The sequence below is a fragment of the Pseudolysinimonas kribbensis genome (genome assembly GCF_030161895.1).
In the GTDB taxonomy this organism is placed as follows: domain Bacteria; phylum Actinomycetota; class Actinomycetes; order Actinomycetales; family Microbacteriaceae; genus Pseudolysinimonas; species Pseudolysinimonas kribbensis.
The window spans coordinates 1,466,172-1,488,041 of the sequence record NZ_BSVB01000001.1 but is presented as its reverse complement, the minus strand read 5'-3'; the positions used below and the strand labels follow the sequence as shown (position 1 = coordinate 1,488,041).

At 72.2% G+C, this 21,870-nt stretch carries 17 protein-coding genes, 1 tRNA gene and 5 pseudogenes; 15 read left to right on the top strand and 8 right to left on the bottom strand.

Annotated elements, in window-relative coordinates:
• Positions 1 to 2: 2 nt before the first annotated feature.
• Positions 3 to 1,927: pseudogene (locus QQK35_RS08305) on the bottom strand (primary-amine oxidase).
• A gap of 37 nt (positions 1,928 to 1,964) precedes the next feature.
• Complete coding sequence (locus QQK35_RS08300) at positions 1,965 to 3,020, bottom strand: lactonase family protein (RefSeq protein ID WP_284253758.1); 1,056 nt, start codon at positions 3,018 to 3,020, stop codon at positions 1,965 to 1,967.
• A gap of 38 nt (positions 3,021 to 3,058) precedes the next feature.
• On the opposite strand from QQK35_RS08300, the gene QQK35_RS08295 reads away from it, so the two are divergent.
• Together QQK35_RS08295 and QQK35_RS08290 are read left to right on the top strand one after the other, a co-directional pair.
• Entirely contained in the window at positions 3,059 to 3,559 is a 501-nt protein-coding gene (locus QQK35_RS08295; protein ID WP_284253757.1) for a Gfo/Idh/MocA family protein, read from the top strand.
• Positions 3,478 to 4,089: a Gfo/Idh/MocA family protein gene (locus QQK35_RS08290; RefSeq protein WP_284253756.1), complete on the top strand. Its 612-nt coding sequence runs from the start codon at positions 3,478 to 3,480 to the stop codon at positions 4,087 to 4,089. The genes QQK35_RS08295 and QQK35_RS08290 overlap by 82 nt, the downstream gene beginning before the upstream one ends.
• Positions 4,090 to 4,112: 23 nt before the next feature.
• On the opposite strand, the gene QQK35_RS08285 is transcribed toward QQK35_RS08290, so the two are convergent.
• Positions 4,113 to 6,638: a glycosyl hydrolase 2 galactose-binding domain-containing protein gene (locus QQK35_RS08285; protein ID WP_425564926.1), complete on the bottom strand. Its 2,526-nt coding sequence runs from the start codon at positions 6,636 to 6,638 to the stop codon at positions 4,113 to 4,115.
• Positions 6,639 to 6,754: 116 nt separating this feature from the next.
• Between QQK35_RS08285 and QQK35_RS08280 the strand changes: the two genes are divergently transcribed.
• Entirely contained in the window at positions 6,755 to 7,792 is a 1,038-nt protein-coding gene (locus QQK35_RS08280) for an alpha-hydroxy acid oxidase (protein ID WP_284253754.1), read from the top strand.
• The gene (locus tag QQK35_RS08275; protein WP_284253753.1) at positions 7,789 to 8,400 is read left to right on the top strand and encodes a dihydrofolate reductase family protein; all 612 of its coding nucleotides are present in this window, start codon (positions 7,789 to 7,791) and stop codon (positions 8,398 to 8,400) included. The genes QQK35_RS08280 and QQK35_RS08275 overlap by 4 nt, the downstream gene beginning before the upstream one ends.
• Here the strand turns inward: QQK35_RS08275 and QQK35_RS19745 are convergent.
• From QQK35_RS19745 to QQK35_RS19735, 3 genes and pseudogenes are all read right to left on the bottom strand, one after another.
• On the bottom strand, positions 8,376 to 9,152 hold the full coding sequence (locus tag QQK35_RS19745; RefSeq protein ID WP_348535003.1) for an MMPL family transporter: 777 nt from the start codon (positions 9,150 to 9,152) through the stop codon (positions 8,376 to 8,378). The genes QQK35_RS08275 and QQK35_RS19745 overlap by 25 nt on opposite strands.
• 500 nt (positions 9,153 to 9,652) lie before the next feature.
• Positions 9,653 to 9,835: pseudogene (locus QQK35_RS19740) on the bottom strand (MMPL family transporter); the annotation flags it as partial.
• Positions 9,836 to 9,893: 58 nt separating this feature from the next.
• Positions 9,894 to 10,403 (bottom strand): annotated as a pseudogene (locus QQK35_RS19735) (MMPL family transporter); the annotation flags it as partial.
• Between the two features lie 522 nt (positions 10,404 to 10,925).
• Here QQK35_RS19735 and QQK35_RS08265 point away from each other — a divergent pair.
• The 7 genes from QQK35_RS08265 (at position 10,926) to QQK35_RS08235 (ending at position 16,143) form a co-directional block, all read left to right on the top strand.
• The gene (locus tag QQK35_RS08265) at positions 10,926 to 11,477 is read left to right on the top strand and encodes a TetR/AcrR family transcriptional regulator (RefSeq protein ID WP_284253752.1); all 552 of its coding nucleotides are present in this window, start codon (positions 10,926 to 10,928) and stop codon (positions 11,475 to 11,477) included.
• 76 nt (positions 11,478 to 11,553) lie between these two features.
• Positions 11,554 to 12,594 (top strand): L-glyceraldehyde 3-phosphate reductase, encoded by a 1,041-nt coding sequence (mgrA, locus tag QQK35_RS08260; protein WP_284253751.1) that lies wholly within the window; start codon positions 11,554 to 11,556, stop codon positions 12,592 to 12,594.
• Positions 12,591 to 13,868, top strand: coding sequence for a four-carbon acid sugar kinase family protein (locus QQK35_RS08255; RefSeq protein ID WP_284253750.1), 1,278 nt, complete (start codon positions 12,591 to 12,593; stop codon positions 13,866 to 13,868). Before mgrA ends, QQK35_RS08255 begins: the two co-directional genes overlap by 4 nt.
• 100 nt (positions 13,869 to 13,968) lie before the next feature.
• A complete protein-coding gene (locus tag QQK35_RS08250) occupies positions 13,969 to 14,646 on the top strand; it encodes an NAD-dependent epimerase/dehydratase family protein (RefSeq protein WP_284253749.1) in 678 nt (225 codons plus the stop codon).
• On the top strand, positions 14,643 to 14,849 hold the full coding sequence (locus tag QQK35_RS08245) for a hypothetical protein (protein ID WP_284253748.1): 207 nt from the start codon (positions 14,643 to 14,645) through the stop codon (positions 14,847 to 14,849). Before QQK35_RS08250 ends, QQK35_RS08245 begins: the two co-directional genes overlap by 4 nt.
• Positions 14,850 to 14,898: 49 nt before the next feature.
• Positions 14,899 to 14,971, top strand: a tRNA-Arg gene (locus QQK35_RS08240).
• Positions 14,972 to 15,024: 53 nt separating this feature from the next.
• Positions 15,025 to 16,143, top strand: coding sequence for an epoxide hydrolase family protein (locus tag QQK35_RS08235; RefSeq protein ID WP_284253747.1), 1,119 nt, complete (start codon positions 15,025 to 15,027; stop codon positions 16,141 to 16,143).
• Between the two features lie 25 nt (positions 16,144 to 16,168).
• Here QQK35_RS08235 and QQK35_RS08230 read toward each other — a convergent pair whose 3' ends face one another.
• Together QQK35_RS08230 and QQK35_RS08225 are read right to left on the bottom strand one after the other, a co-directional pair.
• Positions 16,169 to 16,489: a hypothetical protein gene (locus tag QQK35_RS08230; protein WP_284253746.1), complete on the bottom strand. Its 321-nt coding sequence runs from the start codon at positions 16,487 to 16,489 to the stop codon at positions 16,169 to 16,171.
• A gap of 39 nt (positions 16,490 to 16,528) precedes the next feature.
• A complete protein-coding gene (locus QQK35_RS08225) occupies positions 16,529 to 16,999 on the bottom strand; it encodes a GNAT family N-acetyltransferase (protein WP_284253745.1) in 471 nt (156 codons plus the stop codon).
• Between the two features lie 147 nt (positions 17,000 to 17,146).
• Between QQK35_RS08225 and QQK35_RS20370 the strand changes: the two are divergent.
• The 4 genes and pseudogenes from QQK35_RS20370 to ctaD all read left to right on the top strand — a co-directional run.
• A pseudogene (locus QQK35_RS20370) lies at positions 17,147 to 18,407 on the top strand (Na+/H+ antiporter NhaA); the annotation flags it as partial.
• A gap of 33 nt (positions 18,408 to 18,440) precedes the next feature.
• Positions 18,441 to 19,091 carry a DsbA family protein gene (locus QQK35_RS20365; RefSeq protein ID WP_431311839.1) on the top strand — a complete coding sequence of 217 codons (651 nt, stop codon included), beginning with the start codon at positions 18,441 to 18,443 and terminating at the stop codon, positions 19,089 to 19,091.
• Between the two features lie 98 nt (positions 19,092 to 19,189).
• Positions 19,190 to 20,059, top strand: a complete 870-nt coding sequence (locus QQK35_RS08210) for a ferritin-like domain-containing protein (RefSeq protein ID WP_284253741.1) — start codon at positions 19,190 to 19,192, stop codon at positions 20,057 to 20,059.
• Between the two features lie 50 nt (positions 20,060 to 20,109).
• A pseudogene (gene ctaD, locus QQK35_RS08205) lies at positions 20,110 to 21,839 on the top strand (aa3-type cytochrome oxidase subunit I).
• Positions 21,840 to 21,870 lie beyond the last annotated feature (31 nt).

The following is a 21,870-nucleotide window of genomic DNA, read 5'->3' as shown; positions in this document are numbered from 1 at the left end:
GCTCAGCAGTGGCAGGCGCCGCCCTCGCACGCGCACGCGTGGCCGCCGCGGCCGAGCGCCGGCACGTCGAGCGTCGGGTTGCGGTCGAAGAACCCCTCGGGCTTCATCACGAACCCGGTGTAGTCCACCGGCATGATCGGCCAGTCCTCGGTGCGCGGGAAGTGCGTGAGCCCGAACGTGTGCCAGAGCACGACGTCCTGCCCGTCGATGTCGCGGTCCCCGGCGATGTACGCGGGCAGGCCCGCGCCGCCCGGGTGCATGTTGACGGCGTAGCCCGCGGCCCACAGCTCGTCGCGCTCGTAGCGGGTGACCCAGAGGTGGTGGCCCGCGAAGCCGGCGCGCTTGCGCGAGAACGACTCGGCGTGGTTCGCGAGCGGCGCCTTGCCCTCCGGGTACAGCACGTACGAGGTGGGATGCCCGAGACGATTGGTGCGCTCGGCGCTGCTGACGCGCCACACCCGGCCCACGGTGCCGTCGGCATCCCGCACCCCTCGGTCTCGGTGCGCAGGCGGGTGGCCGTGCGAGCGATGGCCGCGCCCCACGGGTTGTCGTCGCCGAGCTCGACGCGCGTGATGTCGACCTCGTCGACCGCGTTCCGGATGCCGTCCACCGTCATGTCCAACCGCGCGCAGAACAGGTGCTGGTGCACGGGTGCGCCGAGCCCGGGCGCGAGCTCCGTCGCGTACGGGTAGTCGCCGCCGTCGTGCGCCCCGACGAAGACGATGCCGGTGGCCTTGGCCTCCACCTCGAACGTGCCGTCGAGGTAGAAATAGAAGTAGAAGCCGTAGTCGTAGTTGCCGACCGTGGTGAAGAACGAGACGACGAGCCGGCGCTGCCGCCGGGTGGCCGAGGTGAGGGTGAACTCGTCGGTGTGCTTCCAGAGGATGCCGTAGTCCTCCTCGTGGATGCAGATCGCGTTGCGGATGGTCTGCGGCGTGCCGAAGTCGTCGGCGATCACGGCGTCGAGATAGGTGATCTCGCCGAGGCAGTCGCAGCCGAGCTCGAGCGAGTTGGCGAGGCGGCCGAACTGGTACTCGCCCGCGTCGAAGTAGTTGTTCCAGCCGTGGGTGGGGCTCGGGTCGGCGTAGTTGACGACCATCTCCGAGATGGAGGCGCGGTACAGCACCGACCGCTCATCGCCGCGGTCGGTGAAGCTCACCTGGTGCAGCGTCAGGCCCTCGCGCCCGTTGAACCCGACGCGCACGCGCCAGTTCTGCCAGCTGAGCACGTCGTCCTCGAGGGTGAAGCTCACGCCCTCGGGCTGGGTGATCGAGATGGGCTTGAGGTCGGTGCGCATCGGTCCGGTGAGCGCCGGATCGAGGTAGTCGCCCGACTCCTGCGGGATGTGCTCGAACGCCGTCTCGATGACCCGCAGGCAGCGCTTCGAGATGACGTCGACGTGCGCCACGACGCCGTCGATCGGGTGCGCCCACGGGATGTCGCGCTCGTCCTCCATGTACAGCGCGAGCACGCGGAACATCCGCTTGCCCACCTCGTCGTCGTACCCGAAGACGCCCGCGGTCAGCGGCAGCGTGCGCACCTTGCTCAGGTCGGTCACGCCGCGCCTGGCCAGCGCCGCGACGAAGTCGGCGTCGGCCTTGACGATCTCATCGAGCAGCTCGATCTCCTCGTCGAGCACGGGCGCCGTGCCCTCGTGCGTCCCGAGCGGACGCGCCCGCACGACGGTGCCGCTCGTCACGTCGGTGATCGTCTCGACGACGGCGCCGGTCTCGACGTCGAGCAGCAGCGCGCCGACCTCGCGCGGCAGCTCCGCGGTGCCGGCGAGCACGTCGGCCTTGTCGGGCTCGCGCAGCATGACGTACCCGAACCGCGTCGCGTCGGAGACGTAGCCGGCGGCGGCGAGCACCTCCCGCGCGCGGTCGATCTCGGCGGCCGAGAGCGGGGAGAGCGGGTGGGTCGGGGTCATCGTCGGCTCCTTCGCGGGCTTTTGATTGACTCTAGCGTCAATAAAAGCCGACGAGGCAGACCGGACTCGCGATCGTCGTCCGGTCCGCCGGTACCGGCATCCCGTCGGGGTCGAGGTCGAAGACGACCACGGCGTCGTCGTCCTGGTGCGCCACGATCAGCCGGCCGTCCGGCGTCAGGGTCGCGCCGCGCGGCGTGCGCCCGCCGCTCGGGATGACGGCCACCCGCGCCAGCTCGGGCCCGCTCGTGTCGATGATCGTCACGGTGTCGCGGCCGCGGGTCGTCGCGTACAGCCGCGAGTGGGCGGCGGAGTACAGCAGCGCGGCCCCCGAGTCGCCGTCGCCCGCCTCGCCGGGCGGGAGGGTGCCGATCCCGCCGTGCACCTGGAAGCCGCCCGCCGTGCGGCGCAGCTCGTGCACGGTGTTGCCGAGCTCGCCGATCACGAACAGGCGCGACTGCGTCTCGTCGAAGGCGAGCTGCCTCGGTCCGGTGCCGGGCGGCAGCACGACATCGCGCTCCGGGCGCGGCTCGAGCACCCCGTCGCCGGTCACGTCGAACACGCAGACCCTGTCGAGGCCGAGGTCGGCGACGAGCAGCTGCCCCGTGACGGGGTCGAACTCCACGTGGTGCGGGTGGGCCGACTCCTGCTCGGCGCGCCCGGTCGGCACGACGGGGGCGGGTTGGGTGTGCACGCTCGTCGCGGCGCCGGGCCGGCCGTCGGCATCCAGCGGCAGGATCGCGATCGTGCCGCCGGAGTAGTTCGCGACCGCGAGCAGCCGCTCGTCGGCGTCGAGGCCGAGGTGCGCGGGATCGGCGCCGTGGCTGTCCTGCTCGCCGAGCGCCGTGAGCGTGCCCGCGTCGCCGCGCGCGAAGCCGACGACCCGGCCGTTCTCGAGCTCCGCGGTGCAGTAGACGCGAGCACCGTCGCGGGTGCGCGCGACCCAGGACGGGTTCACGGACTTCGCGGCGAGCCGTGCCTCGCCGATCCGTCGTTCACCGGATGCCGGGGCCTCCCACGTCGCCGCGAGCAGGCCCGGCGCGTGCCCGTCGACGAACGCCTTCCGCTCGGTGTAGGTGCCGATCAGCAGCTCCATGACGCTCCCTTCCGCGCCCATGTTCCTACATTGGGCTCATGAGCCCGTTCCCCTCCGCCCTCCCCGACCCCCGGGTCACGCCGCTGCGCGGCGGCCCCGTCGTACGCTGGGGCGTCCTCGGCCCCGGCAGGATCGCGGCCGACTTCACCGACGCCGTCCATGCCTACACCGACCAGCGGGTCGTCGCGGTCGGCTCCCGCTCCGCCGAACGGGCGCGGGCGTTCGCCGAGCCTCGCGGCATCATCCGCGTGCACGGCGACTACGAGCAGCTCGTCTCCGACCCCGAGGTCGACGTCGTCTACATCGCCACGCCGCACAGCGAGCACCGGGAGAACGCCCTGCTCGCGATCGCCGCGGGCAAGCACGTGCTCATCGAGAAGCCGATCGCGGTCACGGCGGCCGAGGCGCGCGACATCCGCGATGCGGCCGCCGCCGCGGGCGTGTTCGCGGGGAGGCCATGTGGTCGCGCTACCAGCCGCAGACCGACGTGCTCGTGCGCCTCGTCGCGGACGGCGGGCTCGGCGAGCTCCGCCTCGTGACCGCCGACTTCTCGGGGCGTTCCCGCTTCGACCCGTCCGGCCGTGCCTGGGATCCGGCGCTCGGCGGCGGGGCTCTCCTCGACCTCGGCGTGTACGTGCTGTGGTTCGCGCACCTCCTCCTCGGCGCGCCCGAGCGCATGACGGTCGCCGGCTCGCTGGCCCCGACCGGGGTGGACGACCAGGCGTCCCTGCTGCTGGAGTACGCGAACGGCGCGCAGGCGATGCTCGGCACCTCGCTGCTGTTCGCCTCGCCGAGCGGGGCCCTGGTCTGCGGTACCGACGCGCGGATCGAGGTCGATCCGATGTTCCTCGCGCCGGGCGGGCTCACGGTCGTCGGCCCCGAGGGGCGGCGCCTGCGCTACGCGGACGACTCGGGATTCGTCTTCCGAGACGGGCTCGCCTGGCAGGCGTCGGCGGTCGCCGAGTACATCGCCGGGGGCCGGGTCGATTCGCCGCTGCACCCGCTGTCGACCGCGATCGACGTGCTCGATTCGATCGACGAGGCCCGCCGCACACTCGGGGCGCTCTAGGACCTGCTGCCCGCGCTCGCGGATCAGTGCGGGTCGATCGGCTGCGCCGGCACGTTCCAGCCGTCGAGCACGAGTGCGCGCCCGGCCGGGTCGTCGTCGCGCCACCTGACATGCAGCTCGCGCGTCTCGCCGGGCAGCAGGGGCCGCGGGTCGCCGTCGGCGACCGGCCAGCCGGGCGCCTCGATCGGGCGCGCGTCATGGAGTGCGAGCGCGATCGCCGCGGGGCCGCCGACGTGCCGGATGCCGACCGTCCAGACGTCGCCGTCGATCTCCGCGTGCACCTCCACCTCGGCATCGGGCAGGTCGAGCAGGGGCGTCAGGTCGGCGCCGGTCGAGACGATCGTGCGCTCGATGTCGAGCACGCGGCCCTCGCGGCTGCGCCACTCGGCCTCCCAGATCACGACGGCGTCCCCGGGGAGGGCGTCGGCGGTCAGCGCGGTGACCCGCCGCGGCGCAGTGACCGGACCCTCCGTCGCGGCCGAGGTCTCCGCGAGGAGGGCGCCCGCCGCATCCCGCAGCCGCAGCGCGAGCGTCGAACCCGCGTCGAGACCGGCCTCGCTGCCGACCCACGCCTCGGCGCGGAGCGGTTCGCCCGCGGCGGCCGCGCGCTCGATCCGCAGCGTCACCCGGTCCGCCGCGAACGCCCGCGCCACGGCGTGATACGCAGGCTTCGGCTCGCCGTGGTAGTCGACGCTCGAGGTGCACCACGCGTTGGGGAAGCTCTCGTGCAGCTGCCACGGCAGCACCATGCTGCAGCGCGGAGCACGGCGCCGGTCGGCCTCCACCGCGTACTGCAGCCCGGCCGCCTGCAGCAGCTGGCTCGCCCGCAGCAGGCGGTCGACGTCGGTGAGCCGCTGGCCGAAGACCTCCTGCACGAGGGTCTCGTTGTCCCACCACTCGCCGAGGTGCCGGTAGACCGGGTTGTCGCGGCCCGCGGGCCACTGCTGCTCCGCGGGGATGAGCGCGTCGAGCGCCCGCCGGTTCGTCATGCCCTCGACGCCGAACTCGGTGTGGGCGAGCGAGGTGCCCGCGTTGTACAGCGTGTAGTGCGCGACGAGCCCCTGGTGCTCCCACGGGCCGTGCACGTCGTGCTGGTCGAGCGGCGCCTCCCGGATGCGATCCATCCGGTTGTGGAAGACGGGCCCGGTCGGCGACGTCGGCAGCCAGCCGCGGCGGGGTGCGAGCCGCTCGACCGCGTCGTGCATCGCGGCGAGCACGGGGGAGCGATCGTCCTCGAGCGGCCCGCGCTCGTCCTCGAGCTCGTTGCCGCCGCCGAACAGCACGAGGCTCGGGTGGTGGGTCAGCCCGGGCACCACCTCCTGGGCGACCGCGACGGCACCGGCGACGAACACCGGATCGCGCGACGGTGCGCTCTGCATGCCGGAGCTCGACTGCGGGAACTCCTGCCAGACCAGCAGCCCGGCCTCGTCGCACGCGCGATAGAATTCCTCCGACTCGAGCAGCCCGCCGCCCCAGACCCGCAGCAGCCGCGCGCCGGAGCCCGCCGCAAGGCCGACCAGGTGCCGGATGCGCGCCCCGTCGATCGTGCCGTAGCGCGCGTCGACGGGCACCCAGTTCCATCCCACGAGCGGCACCTCGGTGCCGTTGACCGCGAGCGCGTAGTCGTGGGCGCCCTCCGGCGCCCCGGGGTTCGGGTGCCACTCGATCGTGCGGAACCCGATCGGCAGGACGCGCGTCTCGTCCCCGGCGCTGACCCGCAGCTCGTACAGCGTCGGCGCGCCGAGTCGGGCGGGCCACCAGAGCTCCGGATCGTCGACAGCCAGCTCGAGGCGGTTGTGGCCCGGCGCGGCGGTCGCCTCGACCCGCGCACGCACCGTGCCGCCGGCCGTCAACTCCGCGACGACGGCGGTCCGCCCGGCCGCATCGAGCACGATGCCCACCTCGACGGTGCCGCGCCCGTCGGCGACCCGCGCGTCGGCGCTCACGCGGGCGAGCTGCGCCCGACCGATCCGCAGCCGCACGGGGCGCCACAGGCCCTGGTGCGGCATCCGGGGGCAGAAGTCCCAGCCCGCCGTCATCCGCGGGGCGAGCCGGGTCACGCGCTCGGTTCTACCGACCTGCGGCTCGGCGTCGGGAGCGGGCGCGACCACGATGGCCAGCTGGTGCCGTCCGGGCTCGGCGGGCAGCGCGATCCGGGATGCCGTGAACATGCCGTCGACCGACCCGACGTCCTCCCCGTCCCAGTAGACCGTGCCGCCGGGGTCGAGGCCGTCCAGCTCCAGCACGACACGGTCGTCCGGCTCGAGTCGGGGCACGTCGACGACCCGCCGGTAGACCCACGAGCGGGTCGCGGCCCACTCGCCCGCGCGGCTGTCCCGCCCGTGCCGCGGGTCGGGCGCCTGCCCGTCGCCGACGAGGTCGTCGAGCACGGACCCCGGCACGCGCGCGGGGAACCACCCGCCGCGGCCGGCGGCCGACGCGCTCACGCTGTTCAGGCCCGCCGCCGGGATGCCGACGCGCCACCGCCACGTCTCGCCGAGCGCCTCGTGCAGCTCCCACCCGTCGTCGAGGAGCAGCACGGTCGTCACCGGCAACATGGTGCCAGACGCTCCCTGCCCCATCCGCCCTCCTACGCTGAAGACATGCGCACCCGCACCGCCTCGAACGACACGTCCGGCTCCGCCGTCGGCGACGGGCACAGCTGATGGACTTCGCACCGCTGCGCGCCGCTGCCGAGGCGACCCTGCCCGCCGACGCCTGGTCGTTCTACCAGGGCACGGCCGACGGCCGGTTCGATGCCGAGCGGGACGCCCGCGCCTGGGACCGCTGGGATCTCGTGCCCCGCGTCATGACCGGGCTCACCGCGATCGACACCACGGTCGAGCTCGGCGGCCACCGGTTCGCCTCGCCGATCATGCTCGCCGCGAGCGCGTCGCAGGGCGGCGCGCACCCCGACGGCGAGCTCGCGACCGCCGCCGCCGCGGGTGCCGCCGGCATGCTCATGAGCTACTCGAACAACGCGACCGTCGACGTCGAGCGCTTCGGTGCCGCCGCGACGTCGCCGTGGTGGGCGCAGATCTATCTGCAGCATGATCGCTCGGCCACGACCGACTACGTGGCCCGCTGCGCGGCGGCCGGCGCGTCCGCGCTCGTGCTCACGGTGGACGTGCCCGGCATCCTGGCCGACGCCGCGTTCCGGCGCGTGCCGCTCACGGGCGCGGTCGCGGTGCGCGGGAACGTGCCGCTGACCGGCGCCGGGGCGGGCTTCGCGGCCGACACCTCGATCACGCCCGACGACCTCGCCGAGCTCGTCGCGAGCGCCGGCCTGCCGGTCTGGGCGAAGGGCGTGCTGACTCCGGATGACGCCCTCCGAGCTCTCGACGCCGGCGCCGCGGGCGTCATCGTGTCCAACCACGGCCGGCGGCAGCTCGCCGGCGTCGTGCCGGTCGCGGCGGTGCTGCGCGAGATCGTCGAGGCCGTCGACCGGCGGGCGCCCGTGATCGTCGACGGCGGCATCCGCTCCGGTGCCGACGTGGTGCGGGCGCTCGCGCTCGGGGCGGCGGCGGTGGGCATCGGCCGCCCGGTGCTGTGGGCGCTCGCCGCGGGCGGCCGGGAAGCCCTCGAGACGATGCTCGCGACCCTCGCCGAGGAGACGGCCGTCACGATCGCCGGACTCGGCGCCGCGAGCGTGGCGGACATCACGCCCCGCATGGTGCGGCCCGCCTGGGGAGAGGACCGATGAGCGAGATCGTCGTGCAGGAGTTCGTGACGCTCGACGGCGTCATCCAGGGGCCCGGGATGTTCGAGGAGGACCGCGACGGCGGCTTCGCGCTGGGCGGCTGGCAGTCCCGTCACCGCGACGACGACCCCGAACTGGACGCGATCATCCAGGACTGGGAGAGCCGGACCGGCGCCCTCCTGCTCGGGCGACGGACCTACGACATCTGGCTGGGCGCGTGGGCGGTGTGGAGCGAGGACGCGGAGGGGTTCCTCGGCGAGCAGACCCGCCGCTACAACCGCATCCCCAAGTACGTCGCCTCGACAACGCTGACCGATCCCACCTGGCGCAACACCCGTGTGCTCCGCGACGTGCCGGGCGAGGTCGCCCGGCTCCGGGCGGAGCATCGTGATGGCGAGATCCGGGTCTGGGGCAGCTCGCGGCTCGTGGCGATCCTCGCCGCGCACGACCTCGTCGACGAGTACCGGCTCGCGGTCTACCCCATCGTGCTCGGCACCGGCAAGCGCCTGTTCGCCGACGGGTTCCCGCTCTCGCGATTCGAGCGCGGCGAGGTGCGGCCCCTCGGCTCGGGCGTGACGGTGACGACCTACCGGCGTTCGACGGCGGGCTGAGGCAGCATCCGGCCACCGGTGCGCACCCGCGGGCGGCGCGCCGGCGGGCGGTGCTCCGTCGCACCCGGATGCGGTTGCGGACGCTCGAGAGCCGAGCCCTCGATGTCGACGTGCGGCAGCATCCGGTCGAGCCAGCGCGGCAGCCACCAGGCGGCGCGCCCGGCCAGGTGCATGAGTGACGGGATCAGCACCATGCGCACCACGAAGGCGTCGAACAGCACCCCCGCCGCGAGCCCGAATCCGAGCGGCTTGATGGCGGTGAGGTGCGAGAAGACGAACCCGCCGAAGACCGAGATCATGATGATCGCGGCGGCCGTGACGACGGCGCGCCCGTGGCGCAGGCCGGAGGCGACCGCCGCCCGCGCTGGGACGCCGTGCACGTACGCCTCCCGCATCCCGGAGACCAGGAACAGCTGGTAGTCCATCGCGAGCCCGAACAGCACGCCCACGATGATCACCGGCGCGAAGTTGAGCACCGGTCCGGGGTCGTGCACGCCGAAGACGCCGCCGAGCCAGCCCCACTGATACACCGCCGTCATGGCGCCGAGCGCGGCGAGGAACGACAGCACGAACCCGGCCGTGGCCATGACCGGCACGAGCAGCGACCGGAACACGACGAGCATGATGATCAGCGAGAGCCCGACCACGACCGCGAGATAGGTCGGCAGGATGCTGGCCAGCTTCTCCGAGATGTCGATGTTGCCGCTCGCCTGGCCTGCGACGTCGACGCCGACCCCGGAGCCGAGCGACACGTCGTCGCGCAGGGTGTGCACGAGCTGCTCGGTCGAGACGCTCGACGGTCCCCCGTCGGCACCACCTGGAACGCGATGAAGTCGCGCGCGCCGTTCACGCCGATCGGCGCGACGCCCGCGACGTGATCCTGCGCCATGAGCGTGTCGACGATGCCGGCCTCGGTCGTGGTGAGGTCGGCCTTCGACGCGGCGTGCGGCAGGGATGCCGTGACGAGCAGGGCCCCGTTGCGTCCGGCCCCGAACTCCTGCGCCACGGTCTCGTACGCGCGGTACGACGACGAGTCCTGCGCCTGGGCGGAGCCGTCGGGCAGCCCGAGCCGCATCGAGAGCGCGGGCACCGCGATGGCGAGCAGCGCGACGATCGCGAGGGCGCCGCCGAGCACGGCGCGTCGCGTGCGGATCGGGCGCGGGGTCGTCTGCGCGTGACCGGGGTGGCCGATGCGGGCGCGTGCGCGTCTGCTCAGCACGCGCATCCCGAGCAGGGACAACAGCGCCGGGGTCAGCGTGATCGCCACGAGCACGGCGACGAGCACGCACGCGGCGCCGACGACGCCCATGAGGGTCAGGAACGGGATGCCCGTCACGACCAGCGCGAGCAGCGCGATCAGCACGGTCGAGCCGGCGAACACGACGGCGCCGCCCGAGGTGCCGTTGGCCAGTCCGATCGACGCGGCCGGCGGCATCCTCCTTCAGCTGCCGCCGGTGCCGGTTGATGATGAAGAGCGAGTAGTCGATGCCCACCGCGAGGCCCAGCATGAGGCCGAGCACCGGCGTGACGGATCCCATCTCGATCGTGCCGGAGAAGGCGAGTGCACCGGCGACCCCGACCCCCACGCCGACCAGGGACGACACGAGCGGCATGACGGCGGGCAGCACGGCCCCGAACATCACGACCAGCACGAGCGCGGCGATGATGACGCCCGTGATCTCACCCGGACCGACGATGCCGTCGACCTGGTCGGAGAACTCGCTGGAGGAGTCGATCCGCACGCCGGGGATGTGCGCGGCGTCGATGACCGACGCGACACCGGCCTTCTGGCTCGCGGGCAGCTCGAGCAGGGTGTCGCGGAACTGCACGACGCCGATCGCGGTGCTGCCGTCGGCGGAGACCATCCGCAGGTCCTTCGAGGCCGAGAGCAGGCGCGTGCCCGCGTCGAGCTGCGCCGCCCGGGCGTCGAGCTCGCCGAGCTGGGCGGAGATGTCGGCGCCCTGCGCCTTCGCGGCGGCGAGCTGCGCGCGTGCCGCGGTCAGCTGCTCCTGCGCGGCGACGAGCTTCGCCGCGTTCGCCTGCTGCTGCGCCCGTGTGTCGTACGGATCGATCGTCGAGGAGACCCCTTCTTCCGATCGATCCGGTCGAGCAGGCCGGCAATGTCCTTCTGCTGTGCCGAGCTCAAGGCGGTGCCGTCCGCGCTGCGGAACACGATCGTGCCGGTCGCCCCGCCGACTTTGCCGAGCTCGCGCTCGAGTTGCGTGGTGACCTTGTCGGTCGCCGTACCGGGGATGTCGAAGGTCGACGAGAGCGTCCCGCCGAACAGCGCGAAGGCTCCGCCCGCGATGGCGAGCAGCAGCACCCAGGCGCCGACGACGCTCCAGCGGTGCCGGGCGGAGAACCGACCGAGCCGGTCGAGGAGTGCGGCCATGGGAGCGCCTTTCGGGTCGCGGTGCGAGAGGCGCATCGTCGAGCCGTCGGCGAGCGTAATCGACAAATGTCGGAAAAACGACATATGTTGCTGACAGAACGCCGGGAGCGGCCGGACTGGCAGAATCGGCGGGATGGATCCTCGGATCGCCCGCACGCGCCGCAGCCTGCAGGAGGCGCTGTTCGAACTCGCGCGGGAGCGGCCGCTCGACGACATCCCGGTGGGCGACATCGCGGAGCGCGCGGGCGTCAACCGCTCGAGCTTCTACCAGCACTACGCCGACAAGGAGATCCTCCTGGCCGACGCGCTCGACGCGGCGGCCGACGAGGCGGAGGCCAACCTGCCCGAGGCGGTCGACATGGCCGACGCGCCGCCTCTCGCCGTCTCGACCTACTTCGCCCACATCGCCGATCACGCCGAGCTGTATCGGCGGGTCCTCGGCGACCACGGATCGGCGGTCGCGACGGCGCGGCTGCGGGCCCGGGTGGAGCGCATCGTGCGCGACGAGGTCGGCCGCTCCGCCGACTTCCCCGACCTGCCGCTCGACGTCGTGGCGGCCGGCATCACCGGCTCGGTGCTGGGGATCATCGGCGCGTGGCTCACGCGCGACCCGCTGCCCTCACCCGAGACGGCCGCGGCCTGGGTGTGGGGCGTCATCCTCGGCCCCGGCTCCCGCGCCCGCTGAGCCCGGATGCCGCGCCCCCTCGGCGGCGAGGCTGCGGGTGATCGGGCGCGCACTCGATCGGTGCCAGGCTGGTGACATGACCTACATCGCCGATCCGGCCCGCTACGACGGCTCCATGATCTACCGCCGCACCGGCCGCTCCGGCCTCGACCTGCCGCTGCTGTCGCTCGGTTACTGGCACAACTTCGGCGACGATCTGCCCTTCGAGCGGCAGCGCGCGATCAGCCGGCGGGCGTTCGACCTCGGCATCACGCACCACGACCTCGCGAACAACTACGGACCGCCCTACGGCGCTGCGGAGGTCAACTTCGGCCGGCTCATGCGGGAGGACTTCGCGCCGTATCGCGATGAGCTCGTCATCTCGACCAAGGCGGGCTGGGACATGTGGCCCGGCCCGTACGGGCAGGGCGGCGGCTCGCGCAAGTACGTGCTCGCGTCGCTCGATCAATCGCTGCAGCGCATGGGTCTCGACTACGTCGACATCTTCTACTCGCACCGCTTCGACTCGTCCACGCCGCTCGAGGAGACCGCGGCGGCGCTCGCGACCGCCGTCACCAGCGGCAAGGCGCTCTACATCGGGATCTCCTCGTACGACGCGGACCACACGCGGAAGATGGCGGAGCTGCTGCGCGAGCTCGGCACGCCCCTGCTCATCCACCAGCCCTCGTACTCCCTGCTCAACCGCTGGATCGAGACCGAGGGCCTGCTCGACGCGACAGCCGAGGTCGGCGCCGGCGTCATCGGGTTCACCGCGCTCGCCCAGGGCCTGCTCACGAGCAAGTACCTCGGCGACACCCACGAGGCGCGTGCGTCGCGCGCGTCGTTCAACGGCGCGTGGGTGACCGACGACATCGTGCGCCGGCTGCGCGCGCTCAACGAGATCGCCGCCGCGCGCGACCAGTCGCTGGCCCAGCTCGCGCTGGCGTGGGCGCTGCGCGACGAGCGCGTCACCTCGCTCGTCATCGGCGCCTCATCGCCCGAGCAGCTCGATCAGAACGTCGGCGCGCTCGCCCGGCTCGACTTCGCGGCCGACGAGCTGGCCCGCATCGACGAGCTCGTGGATGGCGCGGTCGACGTCGACATGTGGCGCGGCGCGCGCAACGGCGAGGTGTCGTGACCGGACCGTCGCTCACCGTCGTCCTCGACGACGACCCGACCGGCACCCAGTCGGCGACGGATGTCACGGTGCTGCTGCGCTGGGACGTCGACGCGATCGCCGAGGTGCTCGCGTCGGAGGGGTCGGTCTACCTGCAGACGAACTCGCGCGCGATCGACGAGGCCGCGGCGACGGCGCTCGCCGAGCGGATCCGCGGCGAGCTGGGCGAGGTGTCGCGCCGGCTCGGCCGGGAGATCCTCGTCCTGCTGCGCGGCGACTCGACCCTGCGCGGGCACGTGTTCGCCGAGGCGGACGTGTTCGCCGGCGACGACGGCCGCGTCCTCTTCGTTCCGGCGTTCCCGCAGGGCGGCCGGACGACGATCGGCTCGGTGCACCGGGTCGTGATCGACGGCGTCGACACCCCGGTGGGTGAGACGGAGTTCGCCGCCGATCCGGTGTTCGGATACCGCAGCTCCGACCTCGTCGAGTGGACGCGAGAGCGCGGCGGCCGGCGCGCGATCCCCGTGCCGCTCGAGGCTCTGCGCTCCACCGCAGGTGGCGCGGTCGCGGAGGCGCTCGCGGCGGCGGGGCCGCGCCTGCTCGTCGTGCCCGACGTGCAGACCGACGACGACATCCGGCTCGTGCATGCGGGGCTGCAGCGCGCGCTCGCCGACGGCGCGCACGTCGTCGTGCGGTCGGCCGCGACCCTGGCGGCTCTCTGCGCCGGCCGGCTCAGCACCGGCTACCTGTCGCGACCGATCCGGGTCGAGGCCGGCGGGGTTCTCGTCGTCTGCGGCTCGCACACCGGCGCCGCGTCGGCACAGCTCGCTCGGCTGACCGACTCGCTCGGGTACGACCCGGTCGTGATCGCGACCGACGACGCGTTCGCCGACCCGGATGCCGCGGGCGCCGCCGCAGCACAGGCCGCCCGCGAGCTGCTGGCACGGCATCCGGTCGTCGTCGTAAGCACCGAACGCGTGCGCCGCACCGCCGACGACACGCTCGCCCACGGCGAGCTCGTCATGCGCGCGCTCATGGCCGCGACGACGCCGCTGGTCGGCGAGGTGGGCGCGGTCGTCTCGAAGGGCGGCATCACGTCGGCGGAGGTCGCGCGCGTCGCGTTCGCCGCGAGCCGCGCTCGGGTGCGCGGGCAGGTGGCCGCGGGGATCTCGGTGTGGGACCTCGGCGCGGGCGACCGGCACGGGGTGCAGGTCGTCGTGCCGGGCAACGTGGGCGGCGCGGAGACGCTCGTCGACGTCGTCGGCGCGCTGGGTGAAGGGAACGGAGCACGATGAGGATCGCGATCACCGGAGGAGCGGGGTTCCTGGGCGTCAGCCTGGCCCGCCGGATCCTGCAGGCGGGCAGCCTCGCCGCGGGGGAGCAGCCCCAGCCAAGGTGGACGAGCTGCTGCTCGTCGACCTGTTCCCGCCGCCCGCCGATCTGGCCGACGACCCGCGCGTGACCGCGCTCGTCGGCGACATCGACGATGCCGCGGACCGCCTGGGCGACCTCGACGCGATCTTCCACCTCGCCGGCGTCGTCAGCGGCGCGGCGGAGGCGGACTTCGACCTCGGGATGCGGACCAACCTCGACGGATTCCGCGCCATCCTCGAGCACGCCCGCTCGCTGCCGACCCCGCCGGTGCTCGTCTTCACGAGCTCGCTCGCGGTGTTCGGCGCCGACCCCGCGATCGGACCGCAGGAGACGGTCGACGACGACACGCTCCCGCGGCCGCAGACCAGCTACGGCATCCAGAAGTTCATCGGCGAGCAGCTGGTCGCCGACTACACGCGCAAGGGCTTCGTGCGGGGCCGCAGCGTGCGGCTCATCACGGTGGCGGTGCGTCCCGGCAAGGCGAACGCCGCCGCGTCGAGCTTCATGTCGAGCATCATCCGCGAGCCGCTCGCCGGCGTGAGGGCGGTCTGCCCCGTGCCGCCCGACACCCCTTCGCGATCTCGTCGCCCGCCAAGACGCTCGACGGCATCCTGCTGGCCGCGACGGCGTCGGACGAGACCTGGGGCAGCACGACCGCCGTCACGCTGCCCGCCCTCACGACGACCCCGCGCGAGATGACCGATGCCCTGGAGCGGGTGGCGGGCCCCGAGACGGTCGCCCTCATCGACTGGGTCGAGGACCCGACGATCCGCGCCATCGTCGACACCTGGCCGGCGCGCGTCATCACCCCGCGCGCGTCGTCGCTGGGCCTCGAGCCGGAGCCCGACTTCGAGTCGGTGCTCGCCCAGTACGTCGCCGCGTACCCACCCGCCCGCGGCTGAGCGGCCCGGTACCCGCTGGTATAGTCGTCGGGTTGGCCAACGCCGACCCGCGCCCGTAGCTCAACGGATAGAGCATCTGACTACGGATCAGAAGGTTGGGGGTTCGAATCCCTTCGGGCGCACCGAGATGGCCCGCTCGCCGTGAGGCGTCGGTGGCGGCTGGCATCGTGTCGCCATGACGGACGCAGCGCCGCAGCCCTTCCGCATCGCGACATCCCCCGGCGTGATCGAGGATCTTGGGGAACGTCTCGCGCAAACGCGCCTGCTGCCCGAGTCGCCGAACCGTCCGTGGTCGGCCCTCCGCGCCGATCATCTCGCCGACCTGGTGGATTCGTGGCGCCGTTTCGACTGGACGGCGCGGGAGGGGTGGCTCAACTCCTTCCCGCAGTTCACCGCGGAGATCGACACCGCTCGACTGCACTTCGTGCACCGTCCGCCGCCGACTTCCGATGCGCCCGTCGTGCTGCTCATGCACGGCTGGCCGCACACCTTCGCGCTCCAGCTCGCGCTCGTGGAGGCCGTCCCGGAGTTCGGGTTCGTCGTGCCGAGCCTTCCGGGCTTCGCCTACTCGGGCGCCTATCGCGGCCGGATGACGGAGGCTCGGCTGGCGCGCACGATGGTCGCGCTGATGTCGGACGTCCTCGGCTACGAGCGCTTCCTGACGTACGGCGAGGACGTGACGGCCAACGTCAGCGATCTGATCGCCGCCTCGCGCCCCGACGCGGCCGCCGGCATCCTGGTCACCCACGCGCACTTCCCCACGCAGGAGGAGCGCGCGGCGCTCACCGATCCGGATGCCGCCCGCTTCTTCGAGGGCCTCGCCGCGTCGAGCCGCGACTTCTCCGGCTACGCGCACGAGCAGGGCACGCGCCCCGACACGCTCGCCACCGCGCTCAACGACTCTCCCGCGGGTCTCCTGGCGTGGATCGCCGAGAAGCTGATCGAGTGGAGCGACACCCCGCGCGACGATCCGCGCGCGGTGCACCGCCGTCTCTCGGTCGAGCGGATCCTCACCGAGGCGACGATCTACTGGACGACGCAGAGCATCGCCACCTCGTTCCGCCCGTACTTCGACGAGGGCGACGCCCCGCCGGTACCGCGGGTGACCGTGCCGGCGAGCGTGCACATCCAGCGGCACGAGCACGACTATCCCGAGTCCTGTGCGCGGGACTTCTACGAGAACCTTCTCGAGTTCGAGCGATTGCCCGAGGGCGGCCACTTCGCCGCGGCCGAGGCGCCCGAGGCCATCGGCGACCGGCTACGGCGACTCGCCGAGCGGGTCGCGCCGCGCTGATCGCGGACGCGCGCAGGCCGGCTCGTCAGCGCTGGTAGCGCCCGACCGAGACCGACCGGCCGTCATCGAACCGCAGCCCGGTCACCGCGCCGTGCTCGACGACCCAGGTGAGGTCGTAGCTCGCGCGGTAGCTCGGCGGCCAGAAAGAGCCGAAACGGCCGTCGGCATCCACGTACCAGCTGCCGGCGGTGGGGCCGCCGTGCTCGACGTACGTGGTCGTCCCGTCGGCCTCGAAGGTCTGGGTGGCGCCGTCCTCGTACAGCAGCGAGGCGCCTGCCACGGCCTCCGGGATCTGCTCCGCGGTGACGGCGTCGCCGTCGCGGACGTCAGCGGGTGGGTTGGTCATGGTGTCTCCTGAGAAGTGTCGATAAAAGGGGAGGCGGGGTCAGTTGAGGTCGCGTTCGAACGACGTCAGCTGCTCGTCGTAATCGCCCGGCGCGGCGCCGGCCGGGCGCGGGAAGGCGCCGGAGCCCGGGTGCACCGGGTCCACCAGGCCCGCGTATCCGGGGTGCCGCGCCAGGAACTCGCCGACGACCGGGCAGATGACGGTGATCGTGTCGCCGGCGGCCTGCACCTCGTCGAGCACGCGCGCGATCAACTCGGTGGCGACCCGGCGCTTGCGGAAGCCGTGGTCCACCCACATGCTCAGCAGCACGACGCGGCCGCCGACGTACCGGTAGGTGAACTCGGCGACCACCTCCTCGTTGACGTACGCCTCCCAGCGCCCGTGCTCGCTGTCGTTGATGACGTCGAGCTCCCACGCCGAGGCGTCCGGATCATCACCCGCGTCGCGAAGAGCCGCGACCAGTTCGGCGTTGGTCTGCTCTCGCTCGGTCTGCTCCGCCGTGATCGACATGTGGTCCTCCTCCGCGACAGGACTATCGAGTCCAGTACATCCAGCTTGCCCCCTTTTCGGCGAGCCGGCGACGTACCATCGGCAGCGCCCCCGAAAGCACGCGCACGGCGGTGGCAGCAGGACACTCGGCGGCCGGCGACAGGGACCATGACCTCAGAACACGAGCGGCGCGCGATCGCGGGCGATCCCGGCGACGCGGTCGCCCCGGACCCTGCAGCGGTGCAGCACACCATCTGGGCGCGGAGCATCGCCTCGCAGCTCGGCCGGTTCCTGCGCGCCGAATCCGCCAGCTCCGGCATCCTGCTGGCCGCAATCGTCGCCGCCGTGGTCTGGGCGAGCGTCGACCTCGGGTCGTACAGCGGAGTCTGGCGCCTCCCGCTGTCGGTGCAGGTCGGCGACGTCCGGCTCGGCATGCCGCTGCGCGACTGGATCAGCGAGGGCCTGATGACGTTCTTCTTCCTCGTCGTCGGGCTCGAGGCGCGCCGCGAGTTCGACCTCGGTGAGCTGCGCGATCGACGTCAGCTGCTGATGCCGCTCGCGGCCGGCATCGCCGGCATGGCCCTTCCGGTCGCGATCTTCCTCGTCGCCAACGCGGGGGCCGGCCGCCCACGGCTGGGGCGTGGCGATGTCGACGGACACCGCCCTCGCCCTCGGGTTGCTCGCCATCCTGGGCACGCGGCTGCCGGAGAGGCTGCGCGGATTCGTCGTCACCGTCTTCATCGTCGACGACCTCGTCGCGCTCGTCGTGATCGCGGTCGTGTACAGCCACGACATCCACTGGATCCCGCTCGTGGTCGCGGTGCTCGCCTGGGCCGTCATCCCGATCATGGTGCGACTCGGGCCGAACTGGCCGGCGCTGGCGTACGTGGTGGTCGGGGTGGTCTGCTGGGGCGGCCTCTACTACGGCGGCGTGGATCCGGTGGTCGCCGGGCTCGCCATCGGACTGACCGGACCGGCGTACTCACCGGGCCCCGACAGCCTCGAGACGGCGACGCGGCTGGTGCGTCGCTTCCGCGAGCAGCCGACCTCGCAGCTCGCGCGCAGCGCGGGCGCCGGCCTCCTCAACACGATCTCGCCGAACGAGCGTCTCCAGACGCTGTACCTGCCCGTCGCGTCGTTCGTCATCGTGCCGTTGTTCGCCCTGGCCAACGCCGGCATCCCGATCGCTCCCGCCTTCCTCGCCACCGCGTACACCTCGCCGATCACGATCGGCATCGTCCTCGGCTACGTCGTGGGCAAACCGGTCGCCGTGTTCGGGATCTCCCGGCTCATCGCGGCGGTCACGCGCGGTCGGCTCCGCCCGCCGGTCGGTTGGGCGGCGGTCGCCGGCAGCGGGCTCATCGCGGGAGTCGGCTTCACGGTCGCCGTGCTCGTGGCGTCGCTGGCGTTCCGGGGGACGGAGCTCGCCCAGGCCAAGCTGGGGATCCTGACCGCCGCCGCCGTGTCGGCCGTGCTGACGTGGGCCCTGTTCCGGATCACCGCGGCACTGCCGCCGCAGCGGCGCGCCCAGGCGCTCCTCGGCACGGTGCGCGGGCTGACCGACCTCTCGCCGGATGTCGATCCGGATCGCGACCACATCCGAGGGCCCGACGACGCGTTGGTGACCGTGGTCGAATACGGCGATTTCGAATGCCCGTACTGCGGCCGGGCCGAAACCCATGTCCGCCGGCTGCTGACCGACGTGAGTGTGCGCTTCGTGTGGCGGCACCTGCCTCTGCCGGACGTGCATCCGCACGCGCAGCTCGCGGCGCAGGCGGCGGAGGCGGCCGGCGCGCAGGGCCGGTTCTGGCCGATGCACGACCTCCTGCTGCAGCACCAGAGCGCACTGGAGCCCGACGACATCCGGCGCTACGCCGAGCAGCTCGAGCTGGATCTCGACCAGTTCGACCGCGACCTCACCCGGCATCGATATGCCGCACGGATCGCCGCCGACGTCGAGTCGGCGGACGTGAGCGGCGTCCCCGGGACCCCGACGTTCTTCATCGACGGCCGCCGGCATTACGGCGCGTACGACGTCGCGTCTCTCGAGGCGGGGGTCGCGGCCGCTCGGGATGCCGCCAGCGCACGGCAGGGCGGCGCTGCGTCTCGGTGACGCTGAGCGAGACGCGCCGGGGTCGTTTGACACCGCGATGAACCGCGGCGAAGGTGGATGAAAACATCCGTCTGGTTGGACGCTGATCGGAGAAGCTCATGGCTGGGAACGACTTCATCTCGAACGCGGTGCATCGCAGTGGCGAGACCGCGCAGGACACGCAGAGGCTCGGGGAGATGGTCGACGCCGCCGGCGGCGGACCGGCCCCGAGTCCGAGCGAGGCGCCCAGCGACGCGTCGATCCTGAACTTCGCGCTGAACCTGGAGTACCTCGAGGCCGAGTTCTATCTGCGCGCCACGGGCAGCGCCCTGCCGGACGAGCTCACGACGGGCACCGGCACACGCGGCGAGGTGTCGGGCGGCAAGCCGGTGCCGTTCCAGAACCCGGTCGTGCGCAAGTTCGCCCAGGAGATCGCCTCCGACGAGAAGCAGCACGTCACCTTCCTGCGCGGCGCTCTCGGGAGTGCCGCGGTGTCGCGTCCGGCGATCTCGCTCGACCAGAGCTTCACGGCCGCGGCGCGCGCGGCCGGCCTGATCGGCGAAGCCGACACCTTCGATCCATACGAGAACGAGCTCAACTTCCTGTTCGCGGCCTACCTGTTCGAGGATGTCGGCGTGACGGCCTTCAAGGGCGCCGCCCCGTTCATCGCGAACAAGACCTATCTCGATGCGGCGGCCGGTCTCCTCGCCACGGAGGCGTACCACGCGGGCATCGTCCGGCTCTCGCTCTACAACCAGGGCGTCATCGACGAGGCGGTCTTCGGCGCCGTGCAGAAAATCTCGGACGTGCGCAACGCGGTCGACCACGTCGGCGACGACGACCAGAGCATCGGCGACGCCGACACGCTCAACCTCATCCCCACCGACGGCAACGGTGGCGCCTTCGGGCGCACGCCCCAGCACATCCTCAACATCGTCTATCTGACGCCGGAGCGCGCCACCCAGGGGGCTTCTACCCCGCCGGGCTGAACGGCGACCTGGTCGAGAGCGCCGGGGACTGAACCGACCCGGCGGTTCCGATGACGACCCGGATCACGTCGGCACCGGCTCCGTCGCGGGCGCTCGCGCCGGAGCCGGGCCCCGACGCGAGCGCGCAGCCGTCGCGCGGGCGGTTGCTGTCCTGGCTGACGACGACCGATCACAAGACGATCGGCAATCTCTATCTCGTCACGTCGTTCCTGTACTTCTGCGTCGGCGGGGTGCTTGCGCTGGTCATCCGCACGGAGCTGTTCACGCCGGGCCTGGATGTCGTGCAGTCGAACGAGCAGTACAACCAGCTCTTCACGATGCACGGCACGATCATGCTGCTGATGTTCGCGACGCCGCTGTTCGCGGGCTTCGCGAACGCGATCATGCCGCTGCAGATCGGCGCCCCGGATGTCGCGTTCCCGCGGCTGAACGCGCTGGCCTACTGGCTCTACTTCTTCGGCTCGCTGCTGGTCGTCGCCGGCTTCTTCACGCCGCAGGGCGCCGCCGATTTCGGCTGGACGGCGTACGCCCCCTCAACGAGACGACCTTCACGCCGGGTCTCGGCGGCAACCTGTGGGTCTTCGGCCTGGCGATGAGCGGTTTCGGCACGATCCTCGGTGCGGTGAACTTCATCACGACGATCATCACGATGCGGGCGCCGGGCATGACCATGTTCCGGATGCCGATCATGAGCTGGAACGTGCTCGTGACGTCGATCCTCGTCCTCGTCGCCTTCCCGGTTCTGGCCGCAGCGCTCCTGGCGCTCGGCGCCGACCGGGTCTTCGGCGCCCACATCTTCAACGCCGCCAACGGGGGAGCGATCATGTGGCAGCACCTGTTCTGGTTCTTCGGGCATCCCGAGGTCTACATCATCGCCGTCCCGTTCTTCGGCATCGTCAGCGAGGTGTTCCCGGTCTTCAGCCGCAAGCCGATCTTCGGGTACAAGACACTCGTCTACGCCACCATCGCGATCGTCGCCCTCTCGGTCACGGTGTGGGCGCACCACATGTACGTCACGGGGTCGGTGCTGCTGCCGTTCTTCTCGCTCATGACGATGCTGATCGCGGTGCCGACGGGCGTGAAGATCTTCAACTGGATCGGCACGATGTGGCGCGGCTCCGTCACGTTCGAGACGCCCATGATCTGGGCGATCGGCTTCCTCATCACCTTCACCTTCGGTGGGCTCACGGGCGTCATCCAGGCCTCGCCGCCGCTGGATTTCCACCTGTCCGACTCGTACTTCGTCGTCGCGCACATCCACTACGTGGTGTTCGGCACGGTGGTGTTCGCGATGTTCTCGGGCTTCTACTTCTGGTGGCCCAAGTGGACCGGCAAGATGCTGAACGAGCGCCTGGGCAAGATCCACTTCTGGCTGCTGTTCATCGGCTTCCACACCACGTTCCTCATCCAGCACTGGCTCGGCGTGCTCGGCATGCCGCGCCGGTATGCCTCGTACCTCCCCAGCGACGGCTTCACCTGGTTGAACCAGATCTCCACGGTCGGGGCCGTGATCCTCGGCATCTCCATGCTGCCGTTCCTGCTGAACGTGTGGATCACCGCCCGCCGGGCGCCGAAGGTCAACGTGGACGACCCGTGGGGCAATGCGCGTTCGCTGGAGTGGGCGACGTCGTGCCCGCCGCCGCGGCACAACTTCACCTCGATCCCGCGGATCCGGTCCGAGTCGCCGGCGTTCGACCTGCACCACCCCGAGGCGGGGCCGGCCATCGCCATCGGATCAGGTCCGGCCGACGCGCCCGAGGGCGTGACGGCCGGCGGATGAGCGGTCGCGACGTCGCGGTCGCCACCCCTGC